Here is a 9,999-nt window from a genome sequence, read left to right on the forward strand (position 1 = left end):
GTTCCTGGCAGTACGCGTGCGCGGCGTCGCGCACCGCGCGCTCGTCGGCGCTCAGCTGCGCATCGAGCAGCAGCGGGTCGTCCCAGTGGAAGGCGGGCTTGGTCATCGCGGTCTCCGGTGCGGGGTCATCGAAATGCGGCGCCTTCACTCGGCACACGCGCCAGCCGACATGCTAAGCGGCCCACGAATCGGCGGGCAAACGAGAATTCGGCATCGACGAGTGCAAGAAACGCACTTCGACAAGGAGCCCGCGATGCGCCGCCGCCTGCCCAGCACGACCGCCCTCGTCGCCTTCGAGGCCGCCGCCCGCCACCAGAGCTTCACGCTCGCCGCCGAGGAGCTCGCGCTGACGCAAAGCGCGGTGTGCCGCCAGATCGCCGCGCTCGAGGCCACGCTGGGCGTCAAGCTGTTCCGGCGCACGCGCCGCGGCGTCGCGCTGACGCCGGCCGGCGCCGGGTACGCGCGCCGCGTCGCGGCGCGGCTGGCCGCGCTCGAGGCCGACGCGCTCGACGTCGCCGCCGGCGACGGCGGCGAGCGCCGCGTCATCGAGCTGGCCGTCGTGCCCACGTTCGCCACGCGCTGGCTGCTGCCGCGGCTGCCCGCGCTCGCGCGCGCCGCGCCGCAGCTGCAGCTGAACCTGCACGTGCGCACGCGCCCGTTCCTGTTCGACGGCAGCGGGCTCGATGCGGCGATCCATGCCGGCGACGGCCACTGGGCCGGGTGCCGCTGCGTGCCGCTGATCGGCGAACGGCTGGTGGCGGTGTGCAGCCCCGCGCTGGTGCCGCGCGGCCAGCGGCTGAGCGTCGAAGCGCTCGGCCGCCTGCCGCTGCTGCAGCAGACGACGCGGCCCGACGCGTGGCGGCGCTGGTTCGCGCACGCCGGCGTCGAGGTCGACGGCGACCTGCGCGGCCCCCGCTACGAGCTGTTCTCGATGAGCATCGAGGCCGCGGTGCAGGGCCTGGGCGTCGCGCTGGTGCCCGACATCTTCGTCGCCGACGAACTCGCCAGCGGACGCCTCGTGCAGCCGGTGCCCGTCGCGTTCGACAGCGACCGCCGCTACGAGCTCGTCGTGCCCGACGGGGCGGCGAGCCCGGCGCTCGACACCTTCGAACGCTGGCTGCTCGCCACGGCGCGCTGAGGCCCGCGCCGCCGGGCGCGGCCGCTCACCCGCACGCGAGCGCCGCCGCGTCGTCTTCGCGCACGTCGGTGCCGTGCACGAGCTCGAAGCTCGACGGGTACCAGGCGCAGCCGCGCGGCAGGTCGTCGTCGCCGGCCAGCGCCGGCAGCACGTCGGCCGTGCCATCCTGCACGCACGTCGAGGCGGCCACCCGACGGCAGCGCGCGGAGCGCGCACGTGCGAACCAGTGCCACGGCGTGAGCGAGGACAGCGAGCGGATGGAGGTCATGCCAGTCTCCCGGTCGTTGCGGGCCCGCGCACGGCCCTTCGACGCCATCGTCGGTGACGCGGGTGCGGCACTCAATCGCCCGCAGGTCGGTCACCCGTCGGAGGTCCCTCGGCGGGGCCGACAATGCCGCATGGCCGACGCGATCGACACCGCGCTGCAACGCCACCATCGCCTCGTGCAGGCGCTGTGCCGCGCCGGCGGCTGGTCCGACGCCGACGGGCCGGTCGAGGTCGTGCAGACCCACCTGTCGACGGTGCTGCTGTCGCGCACCTGGGCGCTGAAACTGAAGAAACCACTCGCGCTCGACTTCGTCGACTTCTCGACGCTCGAGCGCCGGCGCCACTTCTGCGAGGAGGAGCTGCGGCTGAACCGCCGCACCGCGAGCGCGTGGTACGTCGACGTGCAGCCGGTGACCGGCACCGTCGATGCGCCGCGGCTCGGCGGCGACGGCGAACCGATCGAGTGGGCGCTGCGCATGCGCCGCTTCGACAGCGCGAGCGCGTTCGACCGCCTCGCCGATGCCGGCGCACTGACGCGCGCGCACATCGACGCCCTCGCGACCACGGTGGCCGCGTTCCACGGCGCGCTGCCGGCGTCACCGGCCGCGTACGGCGATCCGCAAGCCGCGCTGCGCGTCGCACTCGACAACCTGCGCACGCTGGTGGCGACGCTGCGCGCCGATGCGGCCACCATCGACGCATTGCACCGCTGGACGCGCGAACGCTTCGACACGATCGCCGAGACGCTCGCATGGCGACGCGCGCAGGGCCGCGTGCGCGAAGGCCACGGCGACCTGCACCTGGCCAACATCGCGTGGCTCGACGGGCAGGCGGTGCCTTTCGACGCGCTCGAGTTCGACCCGCGGCTGCGCCACGTCGACGTGCTCGCCGACGCCGTGTTCGCGTTCATGGACCTGCTCGACCACGGCCTGCCGGCGCTCGCGTGGCGCTACCTGAGCCAGTACCTCGAGCACACCGGCGACCACGACGGGCTGCCCGTCGTGCGCTGGTTCGCCGCGTACCGCGCGCTGGTGCGCGCCAAGGTCGCGGCGATCCGCGCCGCGCAGCCGGACGCGGCGCCCGCCGAACGCACCGCGGCCGCCGCCGCCGCGCAGCGGCGCCTCGCGCTCGCGCACGACCTCGCGCACCCGCCAGCGCCGCGCCTGGTGCTGACCAGCGGCGTCAGCGGCAGCGGCAAGAGCACGGTCGCGCAGCGGCTGGTCGAGGCGCTCGGCGCGGTGCGCGTGCGCTCCGACGTCGAACGCAAGCGGCTGTACGGGCTGGCCGCGACCGCGCGCGTCGCCGACCCCGCGGCGCTGTACCACGCACGCGCGACCGAGCGCACCTACGCGCGGCTCGAGGCCGTCGCGCGGCACGCGGTCGAAGGCGGCGTCTCGGTCGTCGTCGACGCCGCGTTCCTGCGCCGCGGCGAGCGCGACGCGATGCGCACGCTGGCACGCACGCTCGGCGTCGACTGCGTGACCGTCGAGTGCACGGCGCCCGAGCCGGTGCTGCGCGAGCGGCTCGCGCGCCGCGCCGCCGACAACCGCGACGCGTCGGATGCGACCGCCGACGTGCTCGCGTTGCAGCTGCGCGTGCGCGAACCGCTCGCCGCCGACGAGGGTGCCGTCGTGCTCGACACCGACGCACCACCCGACGAGGTCGACGCGCGCGTCGACGCGCTGGTGGCCGGCTGGCGACGCGGCTGACGCGCGCGCTCTACCATCGGCGCCTCCCACCGCCACCGCGACGACCGTGATGCGCATCGACTTCGTCTCCGACGTCGCCTGCCCGTGGTGCGCGATCGGCCTGAACGCGCTCGAACGCGCGCTCGAGCGGCTGCGCGCGCAGCCGGGCGGCTTCGACGTCGAGCTGCACATCCAGCCGTTCGAGCTGAACCCGGCACTCGGCCCCGACGGCGAGGACGCCGCCGCGTACCTGAAGGCCAAGTACGGCCTGAGCGACGCGCAGCTCGCCGCGTCGCGCGAAACGCTGCGCGAGCGTGGCGCCGCGGTCGGCTTCGCGTTCGGCGAGCGGCGGCGCGTGTGGAACACGTTCGATGCGCACCGGCTGCTGCACCACGCCGGGCTGCAGGGCGGCGACGTCCAGCGCCGGCTCAAGCACGCGCTGCTCGTCGCGTACCACCGCGACGGGCGCAACCCCGGCGCCGCCGACGTGCTGCTCGAGCTCGCACGCGACGCCGGCCTCGACGACGACGGTGCACGCGCCGTGATCGGGTCCGACGCGCATGCCGGCGATGTGCGCGCGGCCGAACGGGCCTGGCAGCAGGCCGGCATCCGCGCCGTGCCGTCGGTGGTGATCGACGGCCGGCACCTGCTGCAGGGCGCGCAGACGCCCGACGCCTACGCGCAGGCGCTGCGCGAGCTCGCACGCTGAGCGCGCGGGCGCACGCCGCTCACGCGTGCGCGAAGTTGACCGGCAGCCCGGGCACGTCGACGCGCAGCCGCAGCACGGCGCCGGCCCAGGGCTCGCGCGCGAGCTCGTCGGCGCCGAGCCCCTTGCGCGCCGTCGTGACGTACAGCGTCTTCAGGTCGTCGTCGCCGAAGCACGGCATCGTCGGGCTGCGCACCGGCAGCGGCACCTCGCACGACAGCGTGCCGTCGGGCGCGAAGCGCAGCAGCCGCGCGCCCTCGTACATCGCGACCCAGTAGCCGCCGTCGGCGTCGACCGCGGCACCGTCGGGGCGGCCACCGTAGGCCGCCGGGGCCGCCGCGTCGCGCGGCGCGAAGCGCGCGAACTCGCGCTGGCGCGACAGCGTGCCGCCACTGACGCCGAAGTCGAACGCGTACACCACGTGCGCGCGCGTGTCGGCCCAGTACATCGTGCGGCCGTCGGGGCTCCACGCCAGCCCGTTGCTCGCGCCGATGCCGCCGGCCACGCGCTCGATCCGGCCGGCGTCGAAGCGGTACAGCGCGGCCTCGCCGGTGCGCCCGTCCTCGCTGTAGGTGCCGACCCACAGCCGCCCGAGCGCGTCGGCCTTGCCGTCGTTGAAGCGCTGCGTCGCGGTGTCGTACGGCGCCTTCGCGACGCGCCGCGTCAGGCCGGTGCCGGGGTCGAAGTGCCACAGCCCGTCGCGCAGGGCCAGCAGCAGCCCGCCGCCGAGCCGCGGCGCGACGCAGCCCGGCTCGGTGGGCAGCGGCCACTGGCGGTGCGCGCCGTCGCGCCCGGTCCAGCGGTGCAGCGCGCGCCCGGGGATGTCGACCCAGTACAGCGCCGCCTCGCGCGGATGCCAGAACGGCGACTCGCCGAGCGCGCACGCCGGCACGCCTGCCAGCGGCTCGACGGCCGTCATGCCGGCGCGACGTCGAGCTGCATCCACGCCTCGAACGCCTGCCCCGGCTCGAGCGCGCGCAGCCCGTGCGCGAGCGGCTGCGCCATGTGGATCGCGTTGCTGACGTGGCTGACCGGCTCGACGCAGAAGTAGTCCTTCGCCGGCGGCGTGTAGACCACCAGCCGGTCCAGCGACGAGGTCAGCCGCAGCGAGAATTTCTCGTCGCGGATGCGCGCCGCGCCCTGCCAGCCGTCGAACACGTGGTCGAAGTCCAGGTGCGCGACGTCGCCGTCGAGCCCGCTTTGCGCGACGCGGCGCGTCGGCAGCTGCGTCGTCGGGTCCGACTCCCAGCGGTGCGTCAGCTCGGCGTGCAGGCGGCTGCGCGCGCGCTTCGGAAAGTACGGGTGCCAGCCCAGCCCCACCGGCTGCGCGTGCGGCGCCGTGTTGACGATGCGCATCGACACGCGCAGCGACTGCGGCGAGAGCTCGAAGCGCTGGTCGAGCGCGAACGCGAACGGCCAGTCGGCGTCGCCGGGGTGCACGAACGCGAGCGCCGCGGTGTGGCCGTCGGCCGACTCGACGCGCCAGGCGCGCTGCCATGCGACGCCGTGTATCGAGTGCGGGCCATCGTCGAGACTCGGGCGCGTCGTGTGGTCGTGCCCGAGCCAGCGGAAGCGCGCGAAGCCGAGCCGGTTCGAGTACGGCGCCAGCGGGTAGCAGCCGGACTGCCGCGAGCGCTCGAGCGCCAGCGGTTCGGTGCTGCGCAGCACCGGCAGCCCGGCGCGCCACAGCCCGGCGATGCAGCCGCCGAGGTCGGGACGCAGCGCCAGGCGCAGTTCGCCGGCGTGCAGTTCGAGGGACGTGACGGTCGTCATCGCGGGCTCGCGTGGGTGGGGACGGTCAGCACGTCGCGCCGTCGGTGTGCGTGCCGTCGACCACCGAGTGCACGACGTCGTCGCCTTCCTGCGTGCGCAGCGCGCCGGCAGCGGCCTGCGCACCACGCATCAGCAGCGCGAGGTCGGACGCGATCGCGACGAAGTCGAAGCCGGCAGCGCGGTACTGCACCACCGCCGCGGGCGAGTCGCCGATCGTGCCCACCGGCTTGCCGAGCACCTTGCACTGCGCGGCGGCCTTCGCCATGCGCTCGACCACCGCCGGGTGGTGGGCCTGGCCGAGGTGACCCATCGCGGCCGACAGGTCGGCCGGGCCGATGAACAGCGCGTCGACGCCGGGCACCTCGGCGATCGCCGGCAGCGCGTCGAGCGCGGCCGGCGTCTCGAGCTGCACGATGACGCCGACGCAGCGGTTGGCCTGCGCGGCGTAGTTGGCCACGGTGCCGAACTTGGTCGCGCGGCTCGTGCCGACGACGCCGCGCACGCCCTCGGGCGGGTAGCGCGTGGCGGCCACCGCACGGCGCGCCTCGTCGGCGCTTTGCACGAACGGGAACATCACCGTCGTCGCGCCGGCGTCGAGCACGCGCTTGACGACGACCGGCTCGTTCCACGGCACGCGCACCACCGGCACCATCTTCGTGTTGCCGACCGCCTGCAGCATGCCGACGAGCCCGGCGACGTCCAGCGGCGCGTGCTCCATGTCGATCACGCCCCAGTCGAAGCCGGCGTGGCCGACGGCCTCGGCGACGATGGGGCTGGCCGACAGCACCCAGGTGCCCACCGGCGTGTGCGCGCCGCTGGCGCGCAGCAGTTGTCGAAACGGGTTCATCGCGGTCTCCTTCGCGCTCGCGCCGTCAGCCGAGGTCGGCCTTCAGGTAGTGGGCCCCGGGCAGCGGGTTGTAGTAGTAAGGCGGCACCTCCTCGAAGCCGAGCGACGCGTACAGGCCGCGCGCGGCCTCCATGTCGTCGAGCGTGTCGAGCAGCATCACCGAGTAGCCGGCGCCGGTGGCGTGGTCCATCAGCGCCTGCGCGAGCAGGCGCCCGATGCCGAAGCGGCGGAACGGCCGGCGCACGTACAGCCGCTTCATCTCGCACGCGTTGGCGTAGTCCACGTCGACGAGCGGACGCACCGCGCCGCAGCCGGCGAGTTCGCCGTCGACGAAGGCCAGCAGCAGCGCGCCCTGCGGCGGCGCGTAGTCGCCGGGCAGCCGCGCGAGCTCGTCGTCGAAGCCCTGGAAGCCCAGGTCGACGCCGAGCTGCTCGGCGTACTCGCGGAAGATCTCGCGCGCCAGCGCCAGGTGCTCGGGGCTGTCGGCCGGCGTCAAGTCGATGCGCGGCGGCAGGCTGCTCGGCTCGGACATCGCGCGTGGTGCCGTCGTCATGCCATCGTCACGAGCCAGCGCACGACGACGGCGCAGCCCGCGATCAGCACGGCGGCGAACAGCCGCGTGGCCAGCGTGTCGGTCGACGCCGGCGTCCCCGGGGCCAGCGTCTTGTCGCCGTGCCACATCGGTGCGACGAGGTCGCGCCCACGCAGCCGGTACACGACGATCGCCGCGACGTGCATCACGACGAGCGCGATCAGCGCCCACTGGCCGAAGGTCTTGTGGTACGCCGTGGCCGCCAGCCCCGTCTCGACGGCGACGAAGCGGTTCAGCGGCCCGACGTTGGCGATCTCGTCGTCGGCCACGAGCCCGGTGGCGACCTGCGCGGCCAGCACCGCGAGCAGCGCGAACACCGACAGCGCGCCCAGCGGGCTGTGGCCGGCGTCGAGGTGCTCGCCCGGCTGCGGCGCCCCGCGCAGGTAGCGCACGAGGCGCCCCGGCGTCGGCACGAAGCTCGCGAAGCGCGACCAGTGCCCGCCGACGAAGCCCCAGACGAGGCGAAACGCCAGCAGCGCGAACACGGCATAGCCGAAGCGGAAGTGCCACACCATCGCGTTGCCGCCGATCTTCGCACTGACGATGGCAGCGACGACGGCCAGCGCGAGCGTCCAGTGGAACAGGCGCGTGGGCAGGTCCCAGATGCGCACGGGCACGGCGGCGTCGGCGGGGCGGGCGGTCTCGGGCATGGGCGACGGGCGGTTCAGGACACAACGATAACCCGGCGCGCCGCCGGCGGCGATGGCGGAGTAACCGAGGTCACAGACGGCTCATCGCTTGTCCCTACACTGGCCGCGGTCCGGAGCACTCCGGACACCCACGTCCCTCGAACCGACCGGAGAGACCACGCATGAAGCGATTTGCACTCACCGCGGCGACCGCCGCGCTCGCCGTGACGACCGCGCTGCCCGCGGCGGCCCAATTCCAGCGCCCCGACGACGCCGTCAAGTACCGCAAGGGCGCGTTCTTCGTGATGGGCCAGCACTTCGGCCGCATCGGCGCGATGGCCAACGGCCGCGTCCCGTTCGACGCCGCGGCGGCCACCGCCAACGCCGAGATCGTCGCGATGCTGGCCCCGCTGCCGTTCGCCGGCTTCATCGACGGCACCGACAAGGGCGACACGCGCGCGCTGCCGAAGATCTGGACCGAGCGGGCCCAGTTCGACGCCGGCGCGAAGAAGCTGCAGGAAGAAACGCAGAAGCTCGTCGCCGCGGCGAAGTCGAACAACCTCGACCAGCTCAAGGCGGCGTTCGGTGCCGTGGGCCAGACCTGCAAGGCCTGCCACGACAACTACCGCAAGGAGTAAGCCCGCGCCCGCGGGCCCGCCGAAGCGGGCCCGGACGGCCCGATGGCCGCGCACTGTGCCGCCGGCACGTCGGTCGCGGCGCGGCGGGCCATCGTCGCGCGGCGGCGCACCGGGCTCACGCGCCGCCGGTGAGCTCGACGGCGCCGCGCGGCGTCTCGAGGACGGCGTGCAGCGGCGCGCCACGCTCGTGGACGGTCACGCCTGGCACGTCGAGCGCGACCGCGGCCGACAGCGGCACGCCGCCGACGGCGAACGCGCGCAGCGCCACGCCGCGCGCCGGCAGCGTCGCCGTCGGGTGCGCGCCGTCCCATTCGATCCACAGCGGCCACGCACCGGCGGCGAAGCGGCGCGCGTCATCGCGCAGCGTGATGCGCCAGCGCAGCGTGCCGCGCTGCGCCGCCACGATGGCGCCCGGGTCGACGCCGAGCCGCGCGAGTGCCGCGCGGCGCGCATCGAGTGCGTCGGTGCGCGCGACCCAGTGCACCAGCTGCGGGCCGTGGCGCCGAAGGCGCTGCTGCAGCCACGGGTCATCGAGCCCGAACCAGCGCACACGCGGCGGCGCCGGCGCGTCGGGGTCGACGGCGATGATCTCGAGGTAACTCTGCGGGAATGCGTCGCTTTCGGTCGCGAGCAGCCGGTTGTGCGTGCCCATCAGCGCGTGACGGCCGCCGGCGTCGGGCACGACGCCCAGCGTCGCCTCGCACCACGCGACGCCGTCGTCGAGCGTCGCTGCGGCGACGACGAGGTGGTCGAGTGCGGCCGTCACAGCGCGACCGTGCCTTCGATGCAGACGGCGACCTCGCCGCCGATCCAGACGTCGTCGCCGACGCGCTCGACGTGCACGCGCCCGTCGGCGCCGAGCGCGCCGCCCTGCGCGGCGACGTAGCGCGGCGGCGCCAGCCCGACGGCGGTCAGCCACTGCGCGAGGCCGGCGTTGAGGCTGCCGGTCACCGGGTCCTCGAACATCCCGTTCGGGCCGGGGAAGAACGCGCGCACCTCGAACGCCGTCTCGCCGCCCGGCGCCTCGGGGCCGACGACGCCGAGCTTGACGTCGCAGCCGCCGAAGTCCGGGCGCAGCGCGCGCACCGCCGCGGCCGACGGCAGCATCACGGCGACCCAGCCGGGGCCATTGTCGACGTGCTGGTGCGCGACGAGGTCGCCGCGCGGCACGCGCAGCCAGCCGGCGATGCGTGCGAGCAGCGCTTCGTCGAGCGGCCCGGTGCGCTTGAGCGGCGGTGCGGCGAACGCGAGCCGCGCTCCGTCGCGGCGCACGCGCACCAGACCCACGCCACACTGCTGCACGACGACGCCGTCGTCCTTCGGCACGCCGCCGGCGGCGAGCCACGCGGCCGCGCTGCCCAGTGTCGGGTGGCCGGCGAACGGCAGCTCGCCGCCGGGGGTGAAGATGCGCACGCGGTAGTCGGCGCGCGCATCGGTGGGCGGCAGCAGGTACGTCGTCTCCGACAGCCGCGTCCAGCGCGCGAACGCGGCCATGCGCGCGTCGTCGAGCGTCTGCGCGTCGTGCACGACGGCCAGCGGGTTGCCCGCCAGCGCGCGTGCCCCGAACACGTCGAGCTGCGTGAAGCGGTACCGGCGCATCGGCGCGCTGCCGGTCGCGGCGGGTGCCGCTCTCAGAGGCTGAGAGGCAATTGATCGCCGCAGACGCCCGTCGAGTTGGCCTCAAAGCCAGAGGAACGAACGTCACGCGGCGCTGCTGCGCG

General features: G+C 74.9%; 12 protein-coding genes. 4 read left to right on the forward strand and 8 right to left on the reverse strand.

The genetic code is table 11. The features are described 5' to 3' along the window. Positions 1–253 precede the first annotated feature (253 nt). Positions 254–1,138 (forward strand): LysR substrate-binding domain-containing protein, encoded by an 885-nt coding sequence (locus tag MOJ79_RS18300; protein WP_241925448.1) that lies wholly within the window; start codon positions 254–256, stop codon positions 1,136–1,138. A 25-nt stretch (positions 1,139–1,163) separates the two neighbouring features. Here MOJ79_RS18300 and MOJ79_RS18305 read toward each other — a convergent pair whose 3' ends face one another. After that, positions 1,164–1,406: a hypothetical protein gene (locus MOJ79_RS18305; protein ID WP_241925449.1), complete on the reverse strand. Its 243-nt coding sequence runs from the start codon at positions 1,404–1,406 to the stop codon at positions 1,164–1,166. A gap of 130 nt (positions 1,407–1,536) precedes the next feature. On the opposite strand from MOJ79_RS18305, the gene MOJ79_RS18310 reads away from it, so the two are divergent. Together MOJ79_RS18310 and MOJ79_RS18315 are read left to right on the forward strand one after the other, a co-directional pair. Next, positions 1,537–3,114 carry a bifunctional aminoglycoside phosphotransferase/ATP-binding protein gene (locus tag MOJ79_RS18310; RefSeq protein WP_241925450.1) on the forward strand — a complete coding sequence of 526 codons (1,578 nt, stop codon included), beginning with the start codon at positions 1,537–1,539 and terminating at the stop codon, positions 3,112–3,114. Positions 3,115–3,163: 49 nt separating this feature from the next. Beyond that, complete coding sequence (locus MOJ79_RS18315; RefSeq protein WP_241925451.1) at positions 3,164–3,802, forward strand: DsbA family oxidoreductase; 639 nt, start codon at positions 3,164–3,166, stop codon at positions 3,800–3,802. 19 nt (positions 3,803–3,821) lie between these two features. Here the strand turns inward: MOJ79_RS18315 and MOJ79_RS18320 are convergent, their stop codons facing one another. The 5 genes from MOJ79_RS18320 to MOJ79_RS18340 are packed head-to-tail and all read right to left on the reverse strand — an operon-like array spanning position 3,822 to position 7,661. Next, positions 3,822–4,718: an SMP-30/gluconolactonase/LRE family protein gene (locus tag MOJ79_RS18320; RefSeq protein WP_241925452.1), complete on the reverse strand. Its 897-nt coding sequence runs from the start codon at positions 4,716–4,718 to the stop codon at positions 3,822–3,824. Beyond that, positions 4,715–5,572: an aldose 1-epimerase gene (locus MOJ79_RS18325; RefSeq protein ID WP_241925453.1), complete on the reverse strand. Its 858-nt coding sequence runs from the start codon at positions 5,570–5,572 to the stop codon at positions 4,715–4,717. The genes MOJ79_RS18320 and MOJ79_RS18325 overlap by 4 nt, the downstream gene beginning before the upstream one ends. A 25-nt stretch (positions 5,573–5,597) precedes the next feature. Further along, the gene (locus tag MOJ79_RS18330) at positions 5,598–6,419 is read right to left on the reverse strand and encodes an HpcH/HpaI aldolase family protein (RefSeq protein WP_241925454.1); all 822 of its coding nucleotides are present in this window, start codon (positions 6,417–6,419) and stop codon (positions 5,598–5,600) included. Between the two features lie 25 nt (positions 6,420–6,444). After that, a complete protein-coding gene (locus MOJ79_RS18335; protein WP_442863145.1) occupies positions 6,445–6,972 on the reverse strand; it encodes a GNAT family N-acetyltransferase in 528 nt (175 codons plus the stop codon). Further along, on the reverse strand, positions 6,969–7,661 hold the full coding sequence (locus MOJ79_RS18340) for a cytochrome b/b6 domain-containing protein (protein ID WP_241925455.1): 693 nt from the start codon (positions 7,659–7,661) through the stop codon (positions 6,969–6,971). The genes MOJ79_RS18335 and MOJ79_RS18340 overlap by 4 nt, the downstream gene beginning before the upstream one ends. A gap of 161 nt (positions 7,662–7,822) precedes the next feature. Between MOJ79_RS18340 and MOJ79_RS18345 the strand changes: the two genes are divergently transcribed. Further along, on the forward strand, positions 7,823–8,278 hold the full coding sequence (locus MOJ79_RS18345; protein ID WP_119290083.1) for a c-type cytochrome: 456 nt from the start codon (positions 7,823–7,825) through the stop codon (positions 8,276–8,278). A 115-nt stretch (positions 8,279–8,393) separates the two neighbouring features. On the opposite strand, the gene MOJ79_RS18350 is transcribed toward MOJ79_RS18345, so the two are convergent. Continuing rightward, positions 8,394–9,044 (reverse strand): VOC family protein, encoded by a 651-nt coding sequence (locus tag MOJ79_RS18350; RefSeq protein WP_241925456.1) that lies wholly within the window; start codon positions 9,042–9,044, stop codon positions 8,394–8,396. Next, on the reverse strand, positions 9,041–9,877 hold the full coding sequence (locus MOJ79_RS18355) for a PhzF family phenazine biosynthesis protein (protein WP_241925457.1): 837 nt from the start codon (positions 9,875–9,877) through the stop codon (positions 9,041–9,043). The genes MOJ79_RS18350 and MOJ79_RS18355 overlap by 4 nt, the downstream gene beginning before the upstream one ends. Between the last annotated feature and the right edge of the window lie 122 nt (positions 9,878–9,999).

The organism is Calidifontimicrobium sp. SYSU G02091 (genome assembly GCF_022631395.1).
Taxonomy (GTDB): domain Bacteria; phylum Pseudomonadota; class Gammaproteobacteria; order Burkholderiales; family Burkholderiaceae_C; genus Calidifontimicrobium; species Calidifontimicrobium sediminis.